Genomic DNA, 25,647 nt, shown 5'->3' on the forward strand with positions numbered 1-25,647 from the left:
GGGACGGCCTCGCCGACCAGCGCCAGGGGCGCGGGCAGTCTCGGGGCAGGGGCGGCGCGGGGGGCTCGGGAAGCCATGGGCGATCTCCTTGTCGGGGTGGCCGGCCTCAGTATAGAAGCCGGGCGCCGGTCCACCGCCAGCGTTGGTGGCGGGCACTTGTCTTTTCCTCGGGGGGCTTCCAGAGTTAAGTCGTCACTCCTCAATCAGCAACAGCGAGAATAATCATGAAGAAGGCTCTGTTAGCGATGGCCGTGGCGGCATCCGCCACGGCGCTGGCCGGCGCGGCCCAGGCCGAGGTCAAGGTGGGCTTCCTGGGAGGCTTCACCGGAGGGATCGAGAGTCTGACGCCGCCGATTCATGACGGCGCCCGCCTGGCGGTGGAGCAGGTCAATGCCCAGGGCGGCATCCTCGGCGGCGAGACCCTGGTAATGCCCACCGGCGATACCACCTGCAGCGATGCCTCGGCGGCCTCCAACGCGGCGGATCGCATGGTCAATTCCGAGCAGGTCACCGCCATCGTCGGCGCCCTGTGTACCGGGGCCACCGTGGCGGCGGCCAACAACGCCGGCATCCCCGGCGGCGTGGTGATGGTCTCGCCGGCCTCCACCGCCCCGGCGGTCACCGGCCTGGACGATAACGACCTGGTGTTCCGCACCGTGCCCTCCGATGCCTTCCAGGGCGAGATGCTCGCCAAGCTGGTGTTGCAGAAGGGCATCGACGAAGTGGCGGTCACCTATGTGAACAACGACTACGGTCGCGGCCTGGCCGATGCCTTCACCACCACCTTCGAGGCCGAGGGCGGCATGGTGGCGGCCAACCTGGCCCACGAGGACAACCGCGCCGACTACCGCTCCGAGCTGGGCTCCCTGTCGGCCTCCGGTACCCAGGCCCTGGTGGTGCTGGCCTATGCCGATACCTCCGGCCAGACCATCATGCGTCAGGCCTACGAGAGCGGCATGTTCACCCAGTACATCGGCGCCGACGGCATGGTCGGCGACAGCCTGGTGGAGGCGATCGGTGCCGACGTCCTCGAGGGGATGATCGCCACTCGCCCGGGCAGCCCGGATATTCCCGGCGCCGAGCTCTTCGCAGAGATGGCCACCGAGGCGGGCATCGACCCCAGCGCGGTGTTCGCCGCCCAGGCCTATGACGCCGCCTTCCTGCTGGCCCTGGCCATCGAGCAGAACGGTAACGCCGAACGCGAGGGGCTCTCCGCGGCCCTGCGCAGCGTGTCCAGCGCCCCCGGCGAGGTGATCCTGCCCGGCGAGTGGGAGAAGGCGGTGGAGCTGATCGCCGCCGGCGAGGAGATCAACTACGAGGGCGCCTCCGGCAGCCACGAGTTCGACGACAATGGTGACGTGCCCGGGGTGGTGGTGGAGATGACCGTGGAAGACGGCCGCTTCGTGACCAAGGACTTCCTCGACCTCTAGAAGGACGGCCCGTCTCGATCGACGAGTTAGTGCCGCCGCGAAGCCAAGGCCCCGCATAAGAGCGGGGCCTTTTCGTTGGTTTGCGTTGGTACTCGGTGCGCCGAATCAGCCGTGGTGCTTGATCTTCTCCGGCAGCAGTCCCTTGGGGGCGAAGCGCAGCACCAGGGTGATCAGCAGGCCGATCACCAGCACCCGGGCCTGCAGGGCGCGACTCTGCATATCGGCGGGGTCGACCCAGCCCAGGCCCTCGCCGAGGCTGGAGGCCAGCTGCATCAGGTAGAGGGCCAGGGGCTCCGACATGATCCAGATCAGGTAGACCAGCACGGCGCCGATAATGGTGCCCAGGTTGTTGCCGGGGCCGCCGAGGATCACCATCACCAGCACCAGGAAGGTGTGGTTGAGGGGCAGGTAGCCCTGGGGGTCGAAGATGCTGTTGAAGCTGGTCAGGGCGGCGCCGCCGATGCCCATCAGGATGCAGCCCAGCACGAAGATCTGCAGGCGGCGGCGGTTGACGTCCTTGCCCATGGCCGCCGAGGAGATCTCGTTGTCGCGGATGGCGCGGATGGTGCGCCCCCAGGCGGCGTTGTAGGCGCGGTGCAGCAGGAAGAAGATCACGGCGATGATCAGCGCGGTGACCACCAGGTAGATCGAGCGCGCCATCACGAAGCCCAGCTCGCCGGGCCCGGGGGTGGGCCAGGGCAGCGGCGAGACGGTGGCGGTGCCGCGGGTCAGCCAGTCGGAGTTCTTGAGGAAGGCCTTGATGATCTCGGCGATGCCCAGGGTGGCGATGGCCAGGTAGTCGCTGCGCAGCCCCAGGCAGATATGGCCGATAAAGTAGCCCACGCCGCCGGCCAGGGCGCCGCCGACGACCCAGCCGACCCCGGCGGGCAGCCCCAGGCCGCCGATAAAGCCGACCCGGGACTCGATCTCGTCGGTGACCCCGCGCAGCAGGCTGATCACCACCAGGTAGAGCAGCAGCGCCAGGGCCACGGCGATCAGGGTGCGCAGCGTCTTCGGCACCCCCAGCCGGTCGAGGCGGGTGGCGCCCCACACCAGGACGATGGCGGCCAGGGCATAGAGCAGCACCCGACCCAGCTCGAAGGGCAGCTCGCTGGCCCAGAAGGCCTCGTTGACCGGCACGCTGAAGGTCATGGCGCAGGCCCCGCCCAGGGCGACGAAGCCCATGACGCCGGCGTTGAACTGGCCGGCATAGCCCCACTGGATGGTCAGGCCCAGGGCCAGGATGGCGTAGCAGGCCGCCTCCACCAGCATGCGGGTGCTGTAGGCCCCGCCCATGATGGCGTAGACCGCCAGGATGGCCGCCGCCAGGGCGAGGCACAGCGATAGCTCGCGGAGCGGGAAGCGGCTCGGCTGCTCGGCAGTTGCAGGCTTGTTCATCAGATCACCTTCCCCTTGAAGATGCCGGTGGGGCGCCATACCAGGATGGCCACCAGGATGAAGAAGGGCACCACGATCTTGTACTCGGTGCCGACGAAGGCGAGGTTACGGGGCAGCTCCAGCCAGTCGGGGAAGTGCTGCTGGAGGGGCCGCAGCAGCACCGCCCAGTTGAACACCGCCAGGGTCTCGGCGAAGCCCACCACGAAGCCACCGGCGATGGCCCCGTAGGGGTGGCCCACGCCGCCGACGATGGCCGCGGCGAAGATCGGCAGCAGCAGGAAGAAGCTGAGGTCCGGCTTGAAGGCCACGTCCAGCGACAGCAGGGTGCCGGCCACCGCGGCCAGGCCGCCGGCGATGACCCAGGTGATGGTGACGATGCGGCTGGTGTTGATCCCCGAGGCCCGCGCCAGGTCGGGGTTGTCGGACATGGCGCGCATCGCCTTGCCGGTGCGGGTGCGATTGAGGAAGAGGTGCAGCCCGATCACCGCCGCCAGGGTGAGGATAAAGAGAATCACCTGGGGCTCGGTGACGATGATCGGCCGGGTGACCGACTCGAAGGGCAGCTCCAGGCGGAAGATCTCCTTGCGCTCGGCGATATACAGGCTCTGGGCCCGGGTGCCGGCGAACAGGCGGATCAGCCCCTGCAGGATCAGCGCGACCCCCAGGGAGCCGATCACCATGACGATGGGCTTGACCCCGTGGGCCCGCAGCGGCTTGTAGAAGCCCTTGTCGATGCCCACCGCCAGCAGCGCGGTGAGCGCCATGGCCAGGGGCAGCATGACCACGGCGGTGGGCAGCCCCACGGCGCCACCGACCTCGGGGAAGGCGCTGGTCAGCACCAGCACCATCAGGGCACCGAAGGTCATCATGTCGGCATGGGCGAAGTGGGCGAAGCGCATGATGCTGAAGATCAGCGTCACCCCCACCGCGCCGATGGCATAGATGGAGCCGGTGACGCTGCCGGCCACCACCACGTTATTGATAAAGAAGACCAGTTCGTTCAAGGCGTTGTCTCCTCTCAGCCGCCCAGGAAGCTCTTCGCGACCTCGGGGTCGTTGAGCAGGTTGTCGCCGGTATCGGTGAAGCGGTTCTGGCCGGCGGCCAGCACGAAGCCCTTGTCGGCGATGGCCAGGGCCTGCTTGGCGTGTTGCTCGACCATCAGGATGCCGACCCCGGCGGCGTTGATCTCCTGCACCCGGGCGAAGATCTCGTTCATGTAGAGGGGCGAGAGGCCGGCGGTGGGCTCGTCGAGCAGCAGCAGGCTGGGCTCGACCATCAGCGCCCGGCCCATGGCCACCATCTGGCGCTGACCGCCGGAGAGCTCGCCGGCGGGCTGGCGGCGCTTGTCCTTGAGGGGCGGGAAGAAGTCGTAGACCCGCTCGAGCATGGGGCGAAAGCGCTGGGGATGGATATAGGCGCCCATCTCCAGGTTCTCCTCCACCGTCAGGCTGGGGAAGATGTTCTTCTCCTGGGGCACGAAGCCCATGCCGCGATGGACCAGGCGGTCCGGGGAGAGGTTGGTGATGGGCTCGCCGCGCAGCAGGATCTCGCCCTGGTTGACCTCCAGCAGGCCGAAGATCGCCTTGAGCATGGTCGACTTGCCGGCGCCGTTGGGACCGACGATGACGCCGACCTCGTCCGCCTCGATGGCCATGCTGACGCCATTGAGGATATTCATGCCGCCGTAGCCACCGTGTACGTTGCGTGCTTCCAGTAGTGCCATGGGTGGTCTCCGACTAGGGCTGGGCGCCGAAATAGGCGTCGATGACGACGGGATCGTTCTGGATCTCCTCGATGCTGCCCTGGACCATCACGCTGCCCTCGGCCAGCACGATCACCGGGTCGCAGAGGCGGGCGATCATGTCCATGTCGTGCTCGATGACCAGGAAGGTGTAGCCCAGCTCCCGGTTGAGGCGCTCGATATTGGTCACCAGGTCGCCCAGCAGGGTGCGATTGACCCCGGCGGCGATCTCGTCGAGGAGCACCACCCGGGCATCCACCATCATGGTGCGGCCCAGCTCCAGCAGCTTCTTCTGGCCGCCGGAGAGGTTGCCGGCCAGCTCGTTGCGGACATGGCCGAGGCCCACGAAGTCGATGACTTCCAGGGCCTTCTGGCGTACCTGGGCCTCCTCCTGGTGCACCCGGGCGGGCCGGAACCAGGCGCCGAACAGGCTCTCGCCGGCCTGGTCGGGCGGCACCATCATCAGATTCTCCAGGGCGGTCAGCTGGGAGAACTCGTGGGCGATCTGGAAGGTGCGCAGCAACCCCTGGTGGAAGAGCTCATTGGCGGGGCGGTTGGTGATCTCCTCGCCGTCGAGGAAGACCTGGCCAGAGTCCAGGGGCAGGGCCCCGGCGATGATATTGAAGAGGGTCGACTTGCCGGCCCCATTGGGGCCGATCAGGCCGGTAATCGAGCCCTGCTCCACGCGGATGGAGCAGTCATTGATGACCCTGAGGCCGCCGAACGCCTTGTTGACGTGGCGGACGTCGATAATCGTGCTCATGCCCTATCTCGTGGTTGTTGGTGTTATGGCAGGCTGGTCCTACTTTGCGTCAGGGCGCGGCGCTTGACCAGAGCGAGAGCGTTAAACGGACGTTGGGACGCGAGCCTCGGCCGGGGGGGCTCCGACCAAGGTCGTGGTTCGCGCCGCGCCTCAGTCCGGCATCTCGTCGCGAGGCTCGAAGGCGCGCTTGTCATCGGGCAGGCGCACGGTATCGCCCAGGGCCAGCTTGCCGTGGCTCTTCTTGCGCTCGCCGCTGGCGGGGTCGATCAGCGCCACCACCTCGCCGATGCTGGTGGCCTCCACATGGGCCTCGACGCGGACCCGGACCACCAGGCCATCGAGGCGCGCCGAGAGGATATCGCCGCTTGCCGGCTCGGCCCGGTGATTGGGGTCCTTGGCATAGTGGGCGAGGACGCTGTCGGCGCCCGGCTCGTCCCAGTCGACGTGCTTGTGCATGGGGCTTCTCCTGGGTGGTGTGTTTCAAGCGTAGCCGCTGCGCCGGCCAGGGCCAGAAACGACGCAGCCCGCCGAGGGGCGGGCTGCGTGGGTCTGGCGGAGCGGCTTACTTCTTGCTGGCGCGCTTGCGCTCGTTCTCCTTGAGGAACTTCTTGCGCAGGCGGATATGGTTGGGGGTCACCTCCACCAGCTCGTCGTCGTCGAGGAACTCGATGGCCTGCTCCAGGGTGAAGCGCACCGGCGGGGTCAGGACGATGTTCTCGTCGTTGCCGGAGGCGCGCATGTTGTCGAGCTTCTTGCCCTTGGTGGGGTTGACCACCAGGTCGTTGGCACGGCTATGGATGCCGATCAGCATGCCCTCGTAGACCTCGGTGCCGTGATCGATGATCAGCTTGCCGCGATCCTGCAGGGCGTAGAGGGCGTAGGCCAGGGCCTTGCCGTCGACCATGGAGACCAGCACGCCGTTGCGACGCTCGATGGCGGCATCCGGCTTGAGCGCGCCATAGTGGTCGAAGCGGCTGGTGAGGATGCCGGTGCCCGAGGTGAGGGTCATGAACTGGCCGCGGAAGCCGATCAGGCCGCGCGCCGGGATCAGGAAGTCGAGACGCACCCGACCCTTGCCGTCCGGGTTCATGTTGGTCAGCTCGCCCTTGCGGTAGCCGAGCTCCTCCATGATGGCGCCCTGATGCTGCTCCTCGCAGTCGATGATCACCTCTTCGTAGGGCTCCTGCTTGATCCCGTCGATCTCCTTGATGATCACCTCGGGACGGCCCACGGCCAGCTCGAAGCCCTCGCGGCGCATGGTCTCGATTAGCACCGAGAGGTGCAGCTCGCCGCGGCCGGAGACGATGAACTTCTCCGGGCTCTCGCCCTGTTCGACGCGCAGCGCCACGTTGTGGATCAGCTCCTGATCGAGGCGATCCTTGATGTTGCGGCTGGTGACGTACTTGCCGTCACGGCCGGCCATCGGCGAGTCGTTGACCTGGAAGGTCATGGAGACGGTGGGCTCGTCCACCGACAGCGGCGGCAGCGCCTCGACGGCGATCGGGTCGCAGAGGGTGTCGGAGATGGCCAGGTCATCGATGCCGGTGATGCAGATGATGTCGCCGGCGGTGGCCTGCTCGGTCTGCACCCGCTCCAGCCCCAGGTGGGTCATCACCTGACCGATCTTGCCCTTGCGGGTCTTGCCGTCGGTGCCGATCACGGTGATCTGCTGGTTGGGGGAGATGGCGCCGCGCTTGATGCGGCCCAGGCCGATGACGCCCACGTAGCTGTTGTAGTCCAGTGCCGAGATCTGCATCTGGAAGGGGCCGTCGATTTCCACCTTGGGCGGCTCGACGATATCGACGATGGCCTGGAACATGGGGTTCATGTCCTCGGCCAGCGCCTCCGGCTCCATGCCGGCGATGCCGTTGAGGGCCGAGCAGTAGATGATCGGGAAGTCGAGCTGCTCGTCGGAGGCGCCCAGGTTATCGAAGAGATCGAAGATCTGGTCGATGACCCAGTCGGGACGTGCGCCGGGGCGGTCGATCTTGTTGACCACCACGATCGGCTTGAGGCCCTGATCGAAGGCCTTCTGGGTCACGAAGCGGGTCTGCGGCATGGGGCCGTCGACGGCGTCCACCAGCAGCAGCACCGAGTCGACCATGGACATCACCCGCTCCACCTCGCCGCCGAAGTCGGCGTGTCCCGGGGTGTCGACGATGTTGATGTGGTAGTCGCGGCCATTGCCGTCCTGCCAGCGGATCGCCGTGTTCTTGGCCAGGATGGTGATGCCGCGTTCCTTCTCCTGGTCGTTGGAGTCCATGATGCGCTCCTGCCCCTCGGCCTTGCGGTCCAGGGTGCCGGACTGCTGGAGGAGTTTGTCGACCAGGGTGGTCTTGCCATGGTCGACGTGAGCGATGATGGCGATGTTGCGAAGATTCTCGATCACGACGGGATCCTGCTGCGAAAATTGGGCCGCATTATAGTCTCCGGGCCGCGGCGGCTACCAGCACTGACACCGAGAAATCTGCGTGGAAACGGTAGATCAAGGGCTTGGCGGCGCGGGAATCAGCCGGAGAGGGTGCGGATGCGGGCATGACAAGCGCGCAGGCGGGCCAGGAGGTCCTGGTGGGCCTGGCGATCCAGGCTGGGGTCGAAGCCGCCCAGGCGTTCGAACCAGTCGCGGCGCACGCAGAGGGTCCCGGTGGCCGGCGTTCGCCACAGGCGCTGCCAGGGTCGCCAGGCGCGCTGGGGCGGGGTGAAGAGCAGGGCATCCCAGTCATCGGCGCCGGAGGTCAGTCGCGACAGCCACTGGGGCGGCAGGCCGTATTGGGGCGAGGGGAAGATCAGCAGCTCGCCCTGGGTGCCCTGAACCAGGCGGTTGCTCCGGGCCCCGGCAGTAGGCTCGGGCACCACCTCCAGGGTCAGGCCGAAGCGCCGACTCAGGGCCTGCAGGCGGGGTTGATACGACTCGCTGACCACATGGATATCGAGCTGACCGGCATGATGGCGGCGCAAATGGCGCAGGCCCGGCAGCTGACGGGGCAGCCAGGTGGCCATCAGGCAAGCGTCGATAATGATGCAGGTGCGATGCACCACGGGCAGCCCTCCGCCGCGGGGTCGGTCTCGGCGTGGGACACGACACCGGAAATTCCGGTGACCCAGGAGCGCCGGCCTCAAGGTTGGTAACAAATTGTAGTAATAGGTTGCTCCAGGTATCAATGAGCGGCGGCGAATCGGATGCGGGAAGGCCTCGGGCGGCAAATGCACTACTATGGTGCATGTGGCGGTTTTCTTGCACCTTGATGGCGCCTTTCGGGGCGGCGGCGGCCATCCGGGAGGAGGGTCACGACTCGTGCGCCACCATGGCGCAAGGATTATTTCTTTTTAATTCAGATGATTACCTTGATTGGCGAGCGCCTTGCTGCATTTTGGCACGCCGCCTGCATTATCGAGTACAAAGCCACGGAGCGCGTTTCTGGTGGCGGCGGTCGTGGGCAGGGTGCCCATGACATGCTACAAACGACGCTGGATACGCTAGCCAGATAACACTAGCCATACGTTCACGACTGGAGGACACCATGGCCGAGAAGACCCTCGCCCTGATCGAAGAGCATGACGTCAAGTGGGTGGACCTGCGTTTCACCGATACCCGCGGCAAGGAGCAGCATGTCACCATCCCCGCCCGTGACGTGGATGAGGAGTTCTTCGAAAACGGCCAGATGTTCGATGGTTCCTCCATCTCCGGCTGGAAGGGCATCAACGAGTCCGACATGATCCTGCGCCCGGAAGATGGCACCGCCTTCCTCGACCCCTTCACCGAAGACGCCACCCTGGTGCTGCGCTGCGATATCATCGAGCCGGCCACCATGCAGGGCTACGAGCGGGATCCGCGCTCCATCGCCAAGCGCGCCGAGGCCTACCTGCAGTCCACCGGCCTGGGCGACACCGCCTTCTTCGGCCCGGAGCCGGAGTTCTTCATCTTCGACGAGGTGCACTGGAAGGCCGATATCGAAGGCGCCATGTACAAGATCACCTCCGAAGAGGGGGCCTGGGCCACCGACCGTCAGGTCGAGGGCGGCAACCTGGCGCACCGTCCGCGGGTCAAGGGCGGCTACTTCCCGGTACCCCCGGTGGACAGCTTCCACGATATCCGTGGCGCCATGTGCAACACCCTGGAGGCCATCGGCCAGAGCGTCGAGGTGCACCACCACGAGGTGGCCAACGCCGGCCAGAACGAGATCGGCGTCAAGTTCAACACCCTGGTGAAGAAGGCCGACGAAGTTCAGGAAATGAAGTACGTGATCCACAACGTGGCTCACGCCTACGGCAAGACCGCCACCTTCATGCCCAAGCCGCTGGTGGGTGACAACGGTTCCGGCATGCACGTCCACCAGTCCTTCTGGAAGGATGGCCAGAACCAGTTCGCCGGCGACCAGTACGCGGGCCTCTCCGAGATGGCCCTCTACTACATCGGCGGCATCATCAAGCACGCCCGGGCCCTGAACGCCTTCACCAACGCCTCCACCAACTCCTACAAGCGTCTGGTGCCGGGCTTCGAGGCGCCGGTGATGCTGGCCTACAGCGCCCGCAACCGCTCCGCCTCCATTCGTATCCCCTACACCGCCAGCCCCAAGGGCAAGCGCGTCGAGGCCCGTTTCCCCGACCCGACCGCCAACCCCTACCTGTGCTTCGCGGCGATGCTGATGGCGGGGATCGACGGCATCAAGAACAAGATCCACCCCGGCGACGCCATGGACAAGAACCTCTATGACCTGCCGCCGGAAGAGGGCAAGTCCATCCCCACCGTGGCCAACAGCCTGGATCAGGCCCTGGACGCCCTGGACGCCGACCGTGCCTTCCTCACCGAGGGCGGCGTCTTCACCGACGACATGATCGATGCCTATATCGAACTGAAGATGGAAGACGTGGAGCGCATCCGCATGACCACACACCCGATCGAGTTCGACATGTACTACAGCTGCTAAGCGCCACGCCCTTAGCGTTGGCTGTGCAAGGGGTTCCGCCGTCGGCGGAACCCCTTTTTGTCTTACACTATCTAACGATGCATCTCATCTCTCCTTCCGCCGCTCCGCATTAGGGGGTCGCTCGTGAAACTCCGCCTACTCTGCTTGCTGGTGAGCTGTTGCCTGGTCCCCCTGGCCGGGGCCGACACCGTCTATCGCAGTGTCGATGCCCAGGGCAACGTGATCTTTACCGACAACCCCGAGCGGGGCGAGCCCGTGGAGGTGGCGCCGCTGACCGTGGTGCCCTCGCGGACCCTGGACCCGGTGCCCGCCGCGTCGCCGGCTCCGGCGCCGCGGCGGCCGGCGACGGGCTCCCTGGCCTCGCCCTTTATGCCCTACTCCACCTTCCGCATCATGAACCCTCGTGACGCCATGACGCTGAGCCAGGCCCGCTCCCAGAACCTCACCGTGGAGCTGGCCATCGAGCCGGGGCTGAGGGAGGACCATCGGGTGCGCCTGCTGGTGGATGGGCAACTGAGTCAGTCGGCGATGCACACCCGCGCCTTTATCGTGCCGCGCCTCGCGCCGGGGCAGCGCACCCTGCAGGCGGAGCTGCTGGATGGCGCCGGCCGGGTGCGCCACCGTAGCCCGCCGATCACCGTGAGCGTGCAGGCGCGGGGCGATTAGCTCATCGGCCGGCGCGGCTTCCGTTTTCCCTGCTTCGACGCCGCGACGCCGCCCTGCCGAGACCACTCGCGCCACCGTCATGTCGAGCCGCCGCGCACGCCGGAGCGCGGTTTCGATGCCTTCGATCATGCCCGCCAGCTGCGTCAGCGCAGCGCCCTGGAGTATCGCCCCGGCGAGCCCTGGCCCGGCCTGCGGCGCAACGCCCCCGCCCATGAGCCGCGGCGTCGCTGGCGTCATCGCGATCACCGCTGAGCCACATCGCGGCTCCCTCGCCTGCTTATCGCGCCTCGCCCTCCCGTGATGCACTAAAATGGTGCGTGAACGGGCGCGACCCTTGCCGGCAGCCCCGAGTTTTCCGCCGCCGCGTGCTGGCGCGCTTCTTGCAAGTGCAAGGGGAGTCGCCGGAACGATCGGCCCTTACTCCGTTGCCATCGGGATGCCCCATGTATCAACGCTTACTCGAACACCTGTCCACGGCGGTGCTGCTCCTCGATGGTGCGCTGCACCTTCGCTGGATGAACCCCGCCGCCGAGTCGTTGCTGGCGGTCAGCCTGGGGCGGGTGCGCGGCACGCGCCTGGAGAGCCTGGAGTCGGTGGCCGAGGTGCTGACCAAGGCGCGCCGCGAGTTTCACCCCTATACCCAGCGCGAGGCGAGCCTGCCCTTGCCGGGGCAGGAGCCGGTGACGGTGGATTTCACCGTCACGCCGCTGTCCGAGGACGAGCTGCTGCTGGAGATCGAGCCGCGGGACCGCCTGTTGCGCATCTCCCGGGAGGAGGCGTTGATCGCCCGCCAGGAGGCGATCAAGGTGCTCTCCCGGGGCCTGGCTCACGAGGTCAAGAACCCCCTGGGAGGCATTCGCGGTGCCGCCCAGTTGCTGGAGCGGGACCTGCCCGATCCTCAACTCGCCGAGTTCACCCATATCATCGTCGAGGAGGTGGATCGCCTGCGCGACCTGGTGGATCGCATGCTGGGCCCCAACCAGCTGCGCGAGCCGGCGCCGCTGAATATTCACCAGGTGCTCGAGCGGGTGCGCAGCCTGGTGCTGGCCGAACACCCGGATATCGAGGTGGCGCGCGACTATGACCCCAGCCTGCCGGAGCTCTCGGGGGAGGAGGCGCAGCTGATCCAGGCGGTGCTCAATGTGGCCCGCAACGCCGTCCAGGCCCTGGAGGAGCACGCCATCCCTGCGCCGCGCCTGATGCTGCGCACCCGGGCGCGGCGCCAGTTCACCCTGGGTGCCGAACGCCACCGTCTGGTCTGCGAGGTGGCGGTGATCGACAACGGCCCGGGAATCCCCGAGGTGCTGCAGGAGACCCTCTTCTATCCGATGGTCTCGGGGCGGGCCAGTGGCAGTGGCCTGGGGCTCTCCATCGCCCAGTCGATCCTCCACCAGCACCAGGGCCTGATTGAGTGCGACTCGACCCCGGGCCATACCGAGTTCCGTCTGCTGATTCCGCTGGAGGCCAGCTGATGTTCCCCTTTTCCCAATCCAGGAGAGACTGATGACCGACGCCGCTCGCATCGTGATCGTCGACGACGACCGCGCCATTCGCTGGGTGCTGGAGCGTGCCCTGGCACAGCCCGATCTCCAGGTGGAGTGCTTCGAGCGGGCCGACCGGGCCCTGGAGCGGGTCCTGGCGAACCCGCCGGAGGTACTGCTCACCGATATTCGCATGCCGGGGCTGGATGGCCTGGACCTGATGGCCCGGGTACGCGAAAGCCATCCGGACCTGCCGGTGATCGTGATGACCGCCCATTCGGATCTGGACAGCGCCGTGGCCTCCTACCAGGGCGGCGCCTTCGAGTATCTGCCCAAGCCCTTCGACGTGGACGAGGCCCTGGCCCTGGTGCGCCGTGCCGTGGCCCATGCCCGGGAGCGCCAGTCCCCGGCGGCGGTGCCGGAGGGGCTCACCGCCGAGATCATCGGCGAGGCGCCGGCCATGCAGGAGGTGTTCCGGGCCATCGGCCGGCTCTCCCAGTCGCATATCACCGTGCTGATCAACGGCGAGTCGGGGACCGGCAAGGAGCGGGTGGCCCAGGCCCTGCACCAGCACAGCCCCCGGGCCAGCCATCCCTTTATCGCCCTGAACATGGCGGCGATTCCCAAGGACCTGATGGAGTCGGAGCTGTTCGGCCACGAGAAGGGCGCCTTTACCGGGGCCTCTGCCCAGCGCCGCGGGCGCTTCGAGCAGGCCGACGGCGGCACCCTCTTCCTCGACGAGATCGGCGATATGCCGCCGGACACCCAGACCCGGCTGCTGCGGGTGCTGGCCGACGGCGAGTTCTATCGGGTCGGCGGCCATACCCCGGTGAAGGTGGACGTGCGGATCATCGCCGCCACCCACCAGCACCTGGAACGGCTGGTGGAGGACGGGCGCTTCCGGGAGGACCTCTTCCACCGCCTCAACGTCATCCGGGTACACCTGCCGCGGCTCGCCGAGCGCCGCGAGGATATCCCGCGCCTGGCGCGACACTTCCTGGCCGAGGCGGCCAAGGAGCTGGACACCGAGATCAAGGTGCTGACCCGGGAGGCCGAGGAGCACCTGACGCGCCTGCCCTGGCCGGGTAACGTGCGCCAGCTGGAGAACACCTGCCGCTGGCTGACGGTGATGGCCTCGGGGCGCGAGGTGCTGGTGGACGACCTGCCTCCGGAGCTGCGTCAACGCGAGGCCGGCGAGGTCAGCCCCGGCGACTGGCGAGCCGCCTTCCGCGACTGGGCCGACCGGGCCCTGGCCGCGGGGCACACCCATCTGCTGGAGGAAGCCGTCCCGGATTTCGAGAAGATCCTGATCGAGACCGCCCTCAGGCATACCGGTGGCAGGAAAGGCGAGGCCGCCGAGCTGCTGGGCTGGGGACGCAATACCCTGACGCGGAAATTAAAGACCCTGCTGCCGGCGCTGGCGGACGATTAAGCGACGGCCGGGATGCCACGGCAATAGGAGAGCCCTGACTTCCCGCCGGGCCGGCCCGGGTGCACAATGGAGGCTTCCCACCAGGAGGCGCCATGACGCAGATGCACTGGGAACGGCTGCTCGACCCCGGCCGGCTGCACGATACCCGGGGGGGGCGCGGCAGCGCCGAGCCGGGCCGCACCCCCTTCCACAAGGATCATGACCGGATCGTCTTCTCCGGCTCCTTCCGCCGCCTGGGACGCAAGACCCAGGTGCACCCGCTCACCGAGAACGACCATATCCATACCCGCCTGACCCACTCCCTGGAGGTGGGCTGCGTGGGCCGTTCCCTAGGCATGATCGTCGGCGAGGGGCTGCGCGAGCGGCTGCCGGCCCGGATCACCCCGGCGGACCTGGGGGTGATCGTCCAGGCCGCCTGCCTGGGCCACGATATCGGCAACCCGCCCTTCGGCCACGCCGGCGAGTACGCCATCCGCGACTGGTTCAAGCGCGCCGAGTCCGACGGCAGCGGCCTGCTGGAGGGCCTCAGCGACACCCAGCGGGCCGACCTGCTGACCTACGAGGGCAATGCCCAGGGCTTTCGCATCGTCACCCAGATCGAATACAACCAGTTCCGCGGCGGCATGCGTCTGAGTACCGCCACCCTGGGCACCCTGCTCAAGTACCCCTGGACGGTGGAGCACGGCGGCAGCGCCGGCAAGTTCGGCTGCTACCAGTCGGAGCGGGCGCTGCTGGCCGAGGTGGCCGAGCGCCTGGGGCTGAGTCCCCGGGGCGACTGGGCCTGGTGCCGCCACCCCCTGGCCTACCTGGTCGAGGCCGCCGACGATATCTGCTACGCCCTGCTCGACCTGGAGGACGGCCTGGAGATGGGCATCCTGCGCTACGACGAGGTGGCCGAGGTGCTGATCCAGATCGCCGGGGAGGCGCCGCCGGAATACGCCCGCATGGCCGAGCAGGGGGTCTCCCAGCGCCGTCGTATCGCCGCCCTGCGCGGCGCCGCCATGGAGCGGGCGGTAAGCGAGGTGGGGGCGGTCTTCGTGGCCCATGAGCAGGAACTGCTCAACGGCGCCCTCAAGGACGACCTGCTGGAGCTCTGCCACCCGGACCTGGACTGGGGGGTCAAGGCCGCCAAGACCCTGGCCCGGGAGCGCATCTTCCAGAACGAGCGCAAGGCCAAGCTGGAGATCGGCGCCTATACCACCCTGGGTATCCTGCTGGAGGCCTTTATCGGCGCCGCCCACGAGCTGCACCACCAGGGGCGCTCCAGCTTCAAGCATCAGCGGGTGCTGGCGCTGATCGGCGAGAACACCCCGCTGCCCTCCTGGCCCCTCTACGACAGCTACCGGCGCATGCTCGACTTTATCGGTGGCATGACGGATCACTATGCCGTCGACCTGGCCCAGGAGATGGGCGGCCGCCTCAAGGGCGATTAATGATGCCCAGGGTGCGGAAGACATCGAAGGTGATCGGTTTCATGGAGGCGAGCGTGTCGTTGAGCCGGCGTCGAAAGCGCGGAGTATTAGGTCCGTCGGGGTGGGGCGCAATACTCCTCGGTGCCTTCGTGGCCCTGTGGCTGGGCAGCGCCCCGGCCCGGGCCCTGGAGGCGGAGGGCGTCGAGCACTTCACCCTCGCGCTGACCTGGCACCCCGGCTTCTGCGACAGCCACCGCGGGCCGCCCCGGGAGTGCCGAGAGCGAGACTTAAGGCGTGGTGCGGATCGGGGCTTTGTGCTGCATGGCCTCTGGCCCTCGCTGCCGGGGCGCTTCGCCGAGGAGGGCGTCGATCGGCGCCGCTGGTGGCGGCAGGGCTGTTTCCTGGAGCGACCGCGTCCGGACGGCGGCTTCTGTCGCGCCCACCCGCCCCTGGCCCTCTCCGAGCCCCTGGCCGCGGCCCTGACGGAGGCCATGCCGGGGCGCCATAGCTGCCTGGCGCGTTACCAGTACGCCAAGCATGCCGCCTGCCTGGCATTGCCTCAGGAGGCCTATTTCACCGCCGCCCTGCGCCTGCAGGAAGCGGTCAATGCCAGTGCCTTCGCCGACTTCGTGGTGCTCAACCAGGGCGGCGAGGTGGGCCGCAACGACCTGATCCGCGCTTTCGAGGCGGCCTTCGGCGAGGGCAGTGGCCGGGCCCTGCGGTTGGAGTGTCGGGGGCGCGGCAATCGCACCCTGACCGAGGTGCGTATCGCCATCGATAGCCAGCGCCTGGGCGATTTTCCCGCGGCGGAAAGCCTGGTGCGCCAGGCCCGGGGGCGCTGCGCCGGCCGGGTACATATCGCCACCTTCGAGTGAGGCGGCCCGGACTTAGACGGACGGCTGTTGCAGGTGCTTGAGATCGAGCAGGGCGGCGCGCCTGGCCAGGGCCTGGATGGCCTTGTCATGGGCCGCGCCGTCGAGCGGCGCCAGGGGCGTGGCATCGATCAGTGCCGCCAGGGAGTCGCCGCCCACCACCAGCAGGTCGGCGGCGGCCTCGCTGGTGTCGACGTCCCAGCCGGGCAGGGCGAGGATGCCCTGCACCGGGATCTCCCCGCCGCACTCCCGGGCCAGCCAGTGGCGCAGCCAGCGCGTCGCCTGGCGGGTCTTGCGCAGCGGCCGGCGTTCGCTCCAGCCGGGGAAGCGCAGCCGCTCGCGCTCCACCGCCACCTGGGTCTGCTCCCGCCCGCGGGCATCGAAGGGGCGGGTGCGGGCCCGGGTCTCGATCACGAAGACCCCATGGGGGGTCACCGCCACATGATCGATGGTGTAGGTGTCGGCGGGCACATCATGGAAGACATGGTAGGGGTGGGCCTCCGGCCGGATCAGTCGCTCCAGCTCCTGACCCACCGCCAGCTCGCAGGCCAGCCCCAGCTTGAGGCGGCGAATGCGCTGGTAGTCGCGGATCAGCAGCAGGCAGAAGCCCAGGGCCAGCAGGGTGCAGAGGGCGCCATAGAGGGTCCATTCGAGCCAGTTCTGCTCGCTGGCGAAGAGCATCCGCCCCATGCCATAGACCAGCGGCGCCAGTACCACGATGGGCCCCAGGGCGGCATCCAGGAAGAGGCTGGCGAAGGCGCGATCCAGGCGGTCGCGCAGGGCCTGCCCCGCCTCCCGCAGGGGGTGCGCATCGAAGGGGGAGTGGACCCGGGCGTCGTGCAGGCTCTTCAGGGCCACCACGATCACCGCGGTGGCCGCCAGGGGGAAGAGGAAGATCAGGGGAAGCAGGTATTCCAGCCAGGCCATCGCAACGAGTCCTTGCCCGTGATATATCAATAGGCGTTCATTCTAGTGGCCCCATCGGCCGGGAGCCACGCATCCTTGGTCGTGAGTCATGCAGCAACGCGAGTCTCCCCAGGCCCCCCCTGGAGGCCCTGGCCGCCTTTATCGAGCGATATCCCCGGCTGCTGGTGGTGGGGTCGTCGCTGATGGTCTATTCCGGCTTTCGCCTGGTGCGCCAGGCGGCTCATGCCGGCAAGCCGGTGGCCTGCCTGAACCGGGGGCGTACCCGAGCCGATGATCTCTATGCCCTCAAGGCGTCGCTGCCCATCGGCGAGAGCCTGGCTGCCTTGGCCGCCCGTTTCTAGTCGACGGGCTCGAGGGTCAGGGTCACCGGCTCGTTGGCGCCGGGAGCGAAGGGCCGGGGTTCCGTCTGGCGATAGCGCAGTCGCCCCGCCTCGCGGATCTCCGCGTGCAGGGCCGCGTCGCCCTGGGCCAGGGAGCGGGCGTCGTAGCTCAAGCGCACCGGTATGGGGGCGTCGCCCAGGCGCCGCTGGCGGGTCTCGGCGATCACCCCGCCGTCCTCGCGCTCCAGGCTGACGCGGAGTTCCGCCTCGGGGCCCAGTGTCAGGGGCGCCTGACTGACCACCCGCGCCTCCAGGGTACGAAACTCGGGGCCGCCGGCGCAGCCGGCCAGCAGGGCCGCCCCCAGCAGCAGTGTGGCGAGGCCCGCCTTGCGTCGAAGATTCATGGGGTCTCCTTAGCCGCCGGCCAGCTTGACGGTATAGCCACGGCTTTCCAGCTCCGCCTTGAGGGTGGCGCGATGGTCGCCCTGGATCTCGATGATCCCCTCCTTGACCGCGCCGCCGGTGCCGCAGCGCTGCTTGAGCTGCTTGGCCAGGGCCTTGAGCTCGGCGGCGGGCAGCGGCACGCCGCTGAGGGTGGTCACCCCCTTGCCCTTGCGACCGCTGGTCTCGCGGCGGATGCGCACGACGCCGTCGAGCGCGGCCAGGCGCGCCTGCTCGGCCTGGTCGGCGCACTGGCAGCCGTCCAGGGGCTGGCGACAGTCGGGACAGGTCTGGCCGTGTTCGGTGGAGTAGACCAGGCCGCGGAGTTGATCCTGCAGTGAGGCCATGGGGGCAGTCCTCGGCGTGTGGGATGTCGCCCCATGATAAACCAGCCGCCGGCGGCCTCGATAGCGACCCAACTTATCCACAGCGCCTCGATTAGCCGGGCGCTGTGGATAAATCGGGCCCAGAGCGTGAATTCGTGACTAACGGGCCACGACGGCGGGGCGCCGGCTGAGGTGCTCGATCACCGTGGGCAGCTGATGCATATTGCTGATGGCGATGGCACCCGCCGGGGTGGTCTCCACGTCGGGGAAGCGGTTGAGGTGAATTACCGTCATGCCGGCGGCCAGGGCCGCCTTGACGCCGACGATGGCGTCGTCGATGGCCACGCAATGGCGGGCCTCGTAGCCCATGATGGTGGCGGCATGCAGGTAGAGACAGGGGTCGGGCTTCCAGCACTGGGCCGAGTAGCCGCTGAACAGGTGGTCGCCGAAATAATCGCTGAGGCCGGTGGCCTCGAGGCTGGCGCGAATCTTGGTCTCGGGGCCGTTGGAGACCACGGCGTGGGGGATCCGAGCCAGGCTATCGAGGGCCTCGCGCACTCCGGGCAGGGGGGTCAGCTCGCTGGCCAGGCGCTCCGCCAGGCGACGGCGCATGCGCGCCTCGCTGGCCTTGAGGCGTTCCGGGTCGACCTCGCCGTGGCGGCGCTGCAGTTCGCTGACGATATGCACGAAGCGGGCGCCGCGAAACTCCCCCATATAGTCCTCGGCGACGAAGGGCAGCCCCACGGCGGCCAGGCTGGTCGCCATCTCATCCGCCAGCAGGGGTTCGCTATCGACCAGGGTTCCATCGCAATCGAACAATAGACAGTGGGGAGTCGTCATCGCCTCAACCTCGCACGCCAGTCAGGTGCTTCTATCGATATTCTTACAGATATCGACCGCCCTACCCACTATTGAAGCCCATTTTCGGAATTTTGTGAACGCTGTTCATAAACCTTGTCATTTTTCCCTTCATCGGGAAGGCGTATCGCCTACTCGCGTCCCCAGGCCGCCGCGTTGACCAGGTCGTCGGGACGCTCGCCGCGCAGCGCCTGGCGCAGATTATCCACGGCACGCTGGGTCATCGCCTCGCGGGTCTCATAAGTGGCGGACTCAGTTGGCCAGCTCCACCACCCGTCGGGCACAGGCCATGATCAGCGCGAAGCCGGTGTCGGCGGTGGTCTCGGTGAGCACGTCCGGGGTGTTGCAGAGCAGGATGCCGCGGCGGGTCAGGGCCTCCAGCGGGTAGTGGTCGTAGCCCACCGAGATGGTGGCGATGGCCTTGAGCCTCGGCGCCTCGTCGAACAGGGGCTCGGGAATCCTCAGGCCGGCGCCGATCAAACCGTCTGCCTGGCGCAGGGCGGCGCGGAAGTCGGGATCCTCGACGCTCTCCAGGTCCTCGAAGTAGTCCACCCGGGCGTCCCGGGCGAGCTGCTCCCGGTGGTGGGGCTGGAGGCGACGAAAGGCGACGATTCGCTGGGGCACCCGGAACTCCTTCAAATACGCCTTATGGTATTCATCCGTCCGCAGAGCGTCGATGGTTAATCCAGGCCCGGATGCCGAAGGTCCAGGGCGGCAGGCGGTCGCTGCGATCGACCCGATTGATCAGGGCTCCCAGGGCCGGCGTGGCGATGGTGACGGTGTCGCCCAGATGATGGGTGAACCCCTGGCCTTCGCCATCGCGGTCCTGGATCGGCGAGAACATGGTGCCGAGGAACAGCATGAAGCCATCCGGGTACTGGTGGTGGGCGCCAATGGTCTGGTGAACCAGGTCCAGCGGATCGCGACTGATTTGGCGCATGTCGCTGCTGTCCTCGAGGACGAAACCATCGTCTAGGCCCTCGATACGCAGCGAGACTCGTGCCTGGCGCACCGTGTCGAGGGTGAAGGCGTCGTCGAACAGCCGAATGAAGGGACCCAGTGCACAGGAAGCGTTGTTGTCCTTGGCCTTGCCCAGCAGCAAGGCACTGCGCCCCTCGATGTCGCGAAGATTGACGTCGTTGCCGAGCGTCGCTCCCTTGGGAGTGCCGCTAGCGTCGACCGCCAGCACGATCTCCGGCTCAGGATTGTTCCACTGTGACGCCGGATGCAGGCCTACCCAGGCGCCAAAGCCCATGGATGAGAGAGGCTGAGACTTGGTGAAAACCTCGGCATCTTGTCCGAGGCCCACCTCCATGTACTGCGACCAGGCGCCACGAGCCTGGAGCTCGCCCTTTAGCGCCATGGCCTCTTCGGAGCCGGGGACGATCTGTGAGAGGTCGCTGCCGATCAGGGCCTGGAGCTCGCGGCGTAGCTCGGCGGCACGAGCGGGGTCGCCTGCCGCCTGCTCCTCGATGACGCGCTCCATCAAGCTGACGGCAAAGGTCACCCCACAGGCCTTGATCGCTTGAAGGTCGCAGGGGGCGAGTAGGTAGGGCGAGACTTGGGGAGATGTCAGCGAGTTTTCCAGCAGCCTATCAACGGAGCCGAGCGACTCGCCCTGCAGGCGCGAGACGATCTCGGCGGCATCTGCCTGATCCAGCAGGTCGGCCATGCTGTCGTAGTGGGCGCTGATGTCCAGTACCTCGCCCTGGCGGACCACGACCAGTGCCGGTCCCGGCCGAGGGGTATCGCGCCAGACGCGCCCTGCCAGGAGGGCGCGATTCAGATCGTCAGGAAGCAGGAAAGAAGAGTTCATGGTGGTGGCTTTATTAATCATGCCGACACCTCACGCTTGCCACCCACCAGGCGACTGACGCCCAGCGGGTTGGCATCCTTGAGGGCCTCGGGCAACAGCCCCTCGGGCAGATCCTGATAACACACCGGACGCAGGAAGCGCTGGATGGCCGCGCTGCCCACCGAGGTGGAACGGGCATCAGAAGTGGCTGGGAAGGGGCCGCCATGAACCATGGCGTGACACACCTCGACCCCGGTGGGCCAGCCGTTGACCAGGATCCGCCCCGCCCGGCGCTCCAGGGTCGGCAGCAGGGCCCGGGCGGCCTCCAGGTCGGCATCGTCCATCTGCAGGGTGGCGGTGAGCTGGCCCTCGAGCCGCTCGGCCACGGCGCGCATCTCGTCGAGGTCGGCGCACTCGATCACCAGGGAAGCCGATCCGAACACCTCGGCCTGCAGGGCCTCGCTGCCCAAGAAGTCGCCGCCGCTAGCCACGAAGAGGCCGCTCCGGCACTGGTGAGGCCCCTCCCCGGCCTGACCACGGGCCACCTCACGGGCATGGGCGGTCAGTTGGCCGACGCCCTGCTCATAGGCCCCGTGGATGCCCGGAGTCAGCATGGTCTGGGCGGCGCTGGCCGCTACCGCCTCTCCGGCGGCCGCGACGAAGGCGTCCAGGGCCTGGCCCTTGATGCCCAGCACCAGGCCGGGATTGGTGCAGAATTGACCGGCGCCCATGTTCAGCGAGGCCACGAAGCCCTCGGCGATCGCCTTGCCGTGAGCCTCGAGGGCCTCGGGCAGCAGGAGCACCGGATTGATGGAGCTCATCTCGGCATACACCGGGATCGGCTGGGGCCGCGCCTGGGCGGTGGCCATCAGCGCCATGCCGCCAGCGCGGGAGCCGGTGAAGCCCACCGCTTGGATGCGCGGATCGGCGACCAGGGCCTGGCCGATCTCGTTGCCGGAACCGAACAGCAGCGAGAAGACGCCCTCGGGCAAGTCGCACTTGGCCACCGCCGCCTGGACGGCGCGGCCGACCAGCTCGGAGGTGCCGGGGTGGGCGGAGTGAGCCTTGACCACCACCGGGCAGCCGGCGGCCAGGGCCGAGGCGGTATCGCCACCGGCCACGCTGAAGGCCAGCGGGAAGTTGGAGGCGCCGAACACCGCCACCGGGCCGAGGGCGATATGTCGCTGACGCAGGTCGGCGCGAGGCAGCGGCGCCCGCTCGGGCAGGGCCCGGTCGATACGCACGTCGAGCCACTCGCCGGCGCGCACCACCGAGGCGAACAGCCGCAACTGGCCGCAGGTGCGGCCGCGCTCGCCCTCCAGACGTGCCCGGGGCAAGCCGGTCTCGGCCATGGCACGGGTGATCAGGTCATCGCCGAGCCCCTCGATCTCGATGGCGATGGCCTCGAGGAAGGCCGCGCGGGCTTCCAGGGAGGTTTCACGATAGGTATCGAAGGCGGCCCGGGCCAGCTCGCAGGCCTGCTCCACCTCGGCCTTGCCGCCGCCGTGGTAGATGGGTTCCAGGGCCTCGTCGCTGGCCGGGTCGATGGCGCGGATCTCGCCACGGGTGCCGGTAATGGCCTGCTGGCCAATCAGTAGGGTGCCTTCCAGTCGCATAAGGGTCTCCCAGGTTGGTTGGATCTATTTATTATCCTGGGTGGCTGGTTATGTAAGTTCAAGCTTTTTACTTATTCGGTGTGCTCGACTTTGGTCGATGGCTCAGATGAGGTCGCTGGGGCCATGGATGACGTTGGCCAGTACCTGGGCGGCGGCACCGCGGGCGGCGATGAAGGTGGAATCCTCGATCACCCGCAGCGGTACCTGTTGGCTGGTACCTAGCAGGCGGTTCTGGTTCGTCTTGAAGTAGGCTAGGGCCGGTTCGAGGAGCGGGGAGCCCAATTGGACCAGCGAACCGCCGAGGACGATTTCGTCGGGGTTCTGGGTGTGATGCAAATTGAGCAGCAGGGTGCCCAAGGCCTCGCCGGCGCGGCGCAGGGTGAGCTGGACCGGTGCCTCGTGCAGCCGGGGCAGCAGAGCCTCGATGAGATCGTCTTCCTCGGCGATCCCGAGAGCCGCCCGGATTGACCAGCCGCTGACCAGGGTCTCCGCACAGCCTCGGTTACCGCAGTGGCAGTAGAGCCCGCCGGGCTGCAAGACGGTATGGCCGATTTCTCCGGCTAGTCCCTGGAAACCCCGAGAGATCAGTGGCATATGATTGCCCTCGGCCATACCGCTACCGATGCCGGTGCCAGCACTGACGTAGACCAGGGAGCCGGGAATCTGGCCGGTGCGGAAATAGAATTCCCCGAAAGCGGCCGACTTGGCCTCGTTGTCCATCAGCCAGACGCCCTCCAGTCGGGGGAGGTGGGGGCGCAACAGGTCGAGGAAGCGCACGTCTCGCCAGCCCAGGTTCGGTGCCAGGCGCAGTACGGATTCGCCCGGAGCCACGGGGCCCGGTAGGGCGACCCCGACGCCGAGGCTGCGGGAGCCGGCGAGCTGCGGCGACGCTATCAGCGCGTGCAGCAGTTCGGCGAGCAGTTCGGCGGTGGCCTCGGGGCTGGTTGGGACCAGGCGTTCATGGTGCGAGGCGAGGATCTCGCCGGAGGGCGTACAGGCCACCAGGCGCAAGCCATGCACGCCGATCTCGGCACCGAGCATGGCGTAGTGACTGTCGTTGAGGTGTAGGGCCCGGCCCGGCCGGCCCCCACTGCTCTTCTGTAGTTCGCCTTCACGCAGCCAGCCTTGGTTCAGCAGGGACTGCACTCCGGCGCCCACCGTGGCCTTGGTCAATTGGGCCTGGGTGGCGATATCGGCCCGGGTCAGGCCGGGGGTGCGGCGCACCAACTCGAGGATGGCGCTACGGTTGAGGCGCTTGAGGAAGTGCAGGTCACCCGCCTTGTGCTGCTGGAAGCTGGTTGGCATGAGAGAAACGAACCCTATCCATTCCGGCCGGTGTCGGTGGCTCGGCGAGCATCACGCGCCGGATCTTGGTACTTATATTGAACGAATCGCACACGGCGAGTCACCTCGCCGGATGCGCCGTCAGCGGCCTGATCCAGCTGCTAATTCTACCTTACCTCATCGAAACTTCCTTCACTCCTACTAACGTCTCATTGAAGAGTGGGAGGGCGCCGATCATTCTTCACTTAGTAAATAGATAAAACTAAGTGGAGCCAAGATGAGCAATGACGCGACACGCTACTCTAGTCTGGAACGGCAGGTGGTCTTCATCACCGGCGGCGGTAGCGGTATTGGCGCGGGATTGACCCGCGCCTTTCATCACCAGGGCGCCAAGGTGGTCTTCGTCGATATCGCTGAGGCCGCCAGCCAGGCGCTGGTCGAGGGGCTGAAGGCGGAAACCGGACGGGCGCCGCAGTATCGCCACTGCGACATTCGTGATGTGGCGGCCCTGCAGGCGGTCATCGCGGAGGTGGGCCAGACGCTGGGGCCGATTCATACGTTGGTGAACAACGCGGCCAACGATGACCGGCATGCCTGGCAGGATGTCGATGTCGATTACTGGGACGAGCGCATGTCGCTCAATCTGCGGCCGATGTTCTTCGCGGCGCAGGCGGTGGCCCATCAGATGATCGAGGCCGGTGGCGGTTCGATCATCAACTTCGGCTCGATCAGTGTGCGGATGGCGATCGGCGATCTCTCCTCCTACGTCACCGCCAAGGCGGCGGTACACGGACTGACGCGCAGCCTGGCCCGTGACCTGGGGCCGCACAATATTCGCGTCAACACCCTGGTGCCTGGCTCGGTCATGACCGAGCGGCAACTCGAGAAGTGGATCGGTCCCGAGGAGGAGGCCTCGATCCAGGATCATCAGTGCCTGAAGGTGCGCCTGGAGCCGCAGCATGTCGCGCCGGCCGTGCTCTTCCTGGCCAGCGCCGATAGCCTGGCGATTTCCGGACAGGAGCTCGCCGTCGATGGTGGCTGGGGCTGAGTCGCCGCCATGACGATCACCCTCGATAACGGCAGGCTGCGCCTTGTGGTCGCCCCGGCCATCGGTGGCGCCGTGGTGCGCTTCGATGCCCTGACCGAAGGCGGCCCGGTGGCGTTGATGCGACCCGGTGTCGATGACGAACGGGACCCCAACCGGCTAGCCATGTACCCGCTGGTGCCGTGGTCGAACCGCATCTCGACGGGGGGCTTCGCCTGGCGGGGGCGACACTATCCTCTGGCCGCCAATCTCGTCAGTGAACCCCTGCCGATCCATGGCGACGGCTGGCAGCGCCCTTGGCGGATCGAGGCCCATGAAGGGCATGCGCTGCGCCTGGTGCTGCGCTCCCGCGAGCAACCTCCCTTCGACTATCGGGCCGAACTGGTTTATCGCCTCGAGGCGGAGAGCCTGTTGGTGGAACTCGCGGTGACGCATCTGGGCGCGATTCCGGCCCCCTATGGTGTGGGGCTGCACCCTTGGTTTCTACGCAGCGCCGACGTGCGCCTCGAGGCACCCGCCGAGGGCGTGTGGGAGGTGGATGCCGCGCAATTGCCCATCGCATGGCGGCGGCTCGAGGCGGGGGCGGCGTGGAACTTCTCCATCCCTTCGGCCCTGCCCGGGGGCAAGATCGACAACCTCTTCACTGGTTGGAGTGGGCGCGCCCTGGTGCGCTGGCCAGAAGAGAGAATGGCGCTGGAAGTCACCGCCGCGCCGCAGGCCAGTCGCTACCTGGTCTACTCGCCAGGGGCCGAGGCCGACTTTTTCTGCTTCGAGCCGATCGATCACGATGTCGATGCCCATCACGCTGCCGATCCTCTGGCCCAGGGGCTGGTCGAGCTGGGCGCGGGAGAACGACACGCCTACCGTTGCCGGTTTCGCTGGGTCCGTTAGGGCCCCAATGCACTAGCAGAG

General features: G+C 67.5%; 25 protein-coding genes. 10 read left to right on the plus strand and 15 right to left on the minus strand.

The window, feature by feature from the left end:
• Positions 1-224: 224 nt before the first annotated feature.
• Positions 225-1,430 (plus strand): ABC transporter substrate-binding protein, encoded by a 1,206-nt coding sequence (locus NFU04_RS10565; protein WP_459382084.1) that lies wholly within the window; start codon positions 225-227, stop codon positions 1,428-1,430.
• A gap of 105 nt (positions 1,431-1,535) precedes the next feature.
• Here NFU04_RS10565 and NFU04_RS10570 read toward each other — a convergent pair whose 3' ends face one another.
• The 7 genes from NFU04_RS10570 to NFU04_RS10600 all read right to left on the minus strand — a co-directional run bounded on the left by NFU04_RS10570 (position 1,536) and on the right by NFU04_RS10600 (position 8,371).
• The gene (locus NFU04_RS10570) at positions 1,536-2,828 is read right to left on the minus strand and encodes a branched-chain amino acid ABC transporter permease (protein ID WP_251309401.1); all 1,293 of its coding nucleotides are present in this window, start codon (positions 2,826-2,828) and stop codon (positions 1,536-1,538) included.
• Positions 2,828-3,832 (minus strand): branched-chain amino acid ABC transporter permease, encoded by a 1,005-nt coding sequence (locus NFU04_RS10575; RefSeq protein WP_251309402.1) that lies wholly within the window; start codon positions 3,830-3,832, stop codon positions 2,828-2,830. The genes NFU04_RS10570 and NFU04_RS10575 overlap by 1 nt, the downstream gene beginning before the upstream one ends.
• A 14-nt stretch (positions 3,833-3,846) precedes the next feature.
• Entirely contained in the window at positions 3,847-4,551 is a 705-nt protein-coding gene (locus NFU04_RS10580; protein WP_251309403.1) for an ABC transporter ATP-binding protein, read from the minus strand.
• A gap of 13 nt (positions 4,552-4,564) precedes the next feature.
• Positions 4,565-5,332 (minus strand): ABC transporter ATP-binding protein, encoded by a 768-nt coding sequence (locus NFU04_RS10585; RefSeq protein WP_251309404.1) that lies wholly within the window; start codon positions 5,330-5,332, stop codon positions 4,565-4,567.
• 150 nt (positions 5,333-5,482) lie between these two features.
• Positions 5,483-5,788, minus strand: a complete 306-nt coding sequence (locus NFU04_RS10590; RefSeq protein ID WP_146803111.1) for a hypothetical protein — start codon at positions 5,786-5,788, stop codon at positions 5,483-5,485.
• 106 nt (positions 5,789-5,894) lie between these two features.
• On the minus strand, positions 5,895-7,721 hold the full coding sequence (typA, locus tag NFU04_RS10595; protein WP_251309405.1) for a translational GTPase TypA: 1,827 nt from the start codon (positions 7,719-7,721) through the stop codon (positions 5,895-5,897).
• A 119-nt stretch (positions 7,722-7,840) separates the two neighbouring features.
• A complete protein-coding gene (locus tag NFU04_RS10600; protein WP_251309406.1) occupies positions 7,841-8,371 on the minus strand; it encodes a hypothetical protein in 531 nt (176 codons plus the stop codon).
• A 482-nt stretch (positions 8,372-8,853) separates the two neighbouring features.
• Between NFU04_RS10600 and glnA the strand changes: the two genes are divergently transcribed.
• The 6 genes from glnA to NFU04_RS10630 all read left to right on the plus strand — a co-directional run bounded on the left by glnA (position 8,854) and on the right by NFU04_RS10630 (position 16,126).
• Positions 8,854-10,260: a glutamate--ammonia ligase gene (gene glnA / locus NFU04_RS10605; protein WP_146803114.1), complete on the plus strand. Its 1,407-nt coding sequence runs from the start codon at positions 8,854-8,856 to the stop codon at positions 10,258-10,260.
• Between the two features lie 123 nt (positions 10,261-10,383).
• Positions 10,384-10,926, plus strand: coding sequence for a DUF4124 domain-containing protein (locus tag NFU04_RS10610; protein ID WP_251309407.1), 543 nt, complete (start codon positions 10,384-10,386; stop codon positions 10,924-10,926).
• A gap of 443 nt (positions 10,927-11,369) precedes the next feature.
• Complete coding sequence (glnL, locus tag NFU04_RS10615; RefSeq protein WP_285835142.1) at positions 11,370-12,398, plus strand: nitrogen regulation protein NR(II); 1,029 nt, start codon at positions 11,370-11,372, stop codon at positions 12,396-12,398.
• A 31-nt stretch (positions 12,399-12,429) separates the two neighbouring features.
• Positions 12,430-13,839 (plus strand): nitrogen regulation protein NR(I), encoded by a 1,410-nt coding sequence (glnG, locus tag NFU04_RS10620; protein ID WP_251309409.1) that lies wholly within the window; start codon positions 12,430-12,432, stop codon positions 13,837-13,839.
• A gap of 92 nt (positions 13,840-13,931) precedes the next feature.
• On the plus strand, positions 13,932-15,272 hold the full coding sequence (locus tag NFU04_RS10625; RefSeq protein WP_251309410.1) for a deoxyguanosinetriphosphate triphosphohydrolase: 1,341 nt from the start codon (positions 13,932-13,934) through the stop codon (positions 15,270-15,272).
• Positions 15,273-15,400: 128 nt separating this feature from the next.
• Positions 15,401-16,126 (plus strand): ribonuclease T2 family protein, encoded by a 726-nt coding sequence (locus NFU04_RS10630; protein WP_251309411.1) that lies wholly within the window; start codon positions 15,401-15,403, stop codon positions 16,124-16,126.
• A gap of 12 nt (positions 16,127-16,138) precedes the next feature.
• Here NFU04_RS10630 and NFU04_RS10635 read toward each other — a convergent pair whose 3' ends face one another.
• Entirely contained in the window at positions 16,139-17,050 is a 912-nt protein-coding gene (locus NFU04_RS10635) for a nuclease-related domain-containing protein (RefSeq protein WP_251309412.1), read from the minus strand.
• Positions 17,051-17,232: 182 nt separating this feature from the next.
• Between NFU04_RS10635 and NFU04_RS10640 the strand changes: the two genes are divergently transcribed.
• Positions 17,233-17,391: a hypothetical protein gene (locus NFU04_RS10640; RefSeq protein ID WP_251309413.1), complete on the plus strand. Its 159-nt coding sequence runs from the start codon at positions 17,233-17,235 to the stop codon at positions 17,389-17,391.
• Here the strand turns inward: NFU04_RS10640 and NFU04_RS10645 are convergent.
• The 7 genes from NFU04_RS10645 to NFU04_RS10675 form a co-directional block, all read right to left on the minus strand.
• Positions 17,388-17,774 carry a YbaY family lipoprotein gene (locus tag NFU04_RS10645; RefSeq protein WP_251309414.1) on the minus strand — a complete coding sequence of 129 codons (387 nt, stop codon included), beginning with the start codon at positions 17,772-17,774 and terminating at the stop codon, positions 17,388-17,390. The two genes, NFU04_RS10640 and NFU04_RS10645, sit on opposite strands and share 4 nt — an antisense overlap.
• A gap of 9 nt (positions 17,775-17,783) precedes the next feature.
• The gene (locus NFU04_RS10650) at positions 17,784-18,158 is read right to left on the minus strand and encodes a translation initiation factor Sui1 (RefSeq protein WP_251309415.1); all 375 of its coding nucleotides are present in this window, start codon (positions 18,156-18,158) and stop codon (positions 17,784-17,786) included.
• A gap of 138 nt (positions 18,159-18,296) precedes the next feature.
• Entirely contained in the window at positions 18,297-18,977 is a 681-nt protein-coding gene (locus NFU04_RS10655) for an HAD family hydrolase (protein WP_251309416.1), read from the minus strand.
• Positions 18,978-19,247: 270 nt separating this feature from the next.
• Positions 19,248-19,619: a Rossmann-fold NAD(P)-binding domain-containing protein gene (locus tag NFU04_RS10660; protein WP_309296793.1), complete on the minus strand. Its 372-nt coding sequence runs from the start codon at positions 19,617-19,619 to the stop codon at positions 19,248-19,250.
• A 31-nt stretch (positions 19,620-19,650) separates the two neighbouring features.
• Positions 19,651-20,832, minus strand: coding sequence for a fumarylacetoacetate hydrolase family protein (locus tag NFU04_RS10665; RefSeq protein WP_251309417.1), 1,182 nt, complete (start codon positions 20,830-20,832; stop codon positions 19,651-19,653).
• Complete coding sequence (locus tag NFU04_RS10670; protein WP_251309418.1) at positions 20,829-22,406, minus strand: aldehyde dehydrogenase (NADP(+)); 1,578 nt, start codon at positions 22,404-22,406, stop codon at positions 20,829-20,831. Before NFU04_RS10670 ends, NFU04_RS10665 begins: the two co-directional genes overlap by 4 nt.
• 102 nt (positions 22,407-22,508) lie before the next feature.
• On the minus strand, positions 22,509-23,711 hold the full coding sequence (locus NFU04_RS10675; protein ID WP_251309419.1) for an ROK family protein: 1,203 nt from the start codon (positions 23,709-23,711) through the stop codon (positions 22,509-22,511).
• Positions 23,712-23,967: 256 nt separating this feature from the next.
• Here NFU04_RS10675 and NFU04_RS10680 point away from each other — a divergent pair, with 256 nt between their 5' ends.
• Entirely contained in the window at positions 23,968-24,738 is a 771-nt protein-coding gene (locus NFU04_RS10680) for an SDR family NAD(P)-dependent oxidoreductase (RefSeq protein ID WP_251309420.1), read from the plus strand.
• 9 nt (positions 24,739-24,747) lie between these two features.
• A complete protein-coding gene (locus NFU04_RS10685) occupies positions 24,748-25,626 on the plus strand; it encodes an aldose 1-epimerase (RefSeq protein WP_251309421.1) in 879 nt (292 codons plus the stop codon).
• Positions 25,627-25,647: the final 21 nt, after the last annotated feature.

Origin of the sequence: Halomonas sp. NCCP-2165, from assembly GCF_023708045.1 — a bacterium.
Classification (GTDB): Bacteria; Pseudomonadota; Gammaproteobacteria; order Pseudomonadales; family Halomonadaceae; genus Bisbaumannia; species Bisbaumannia pacifica.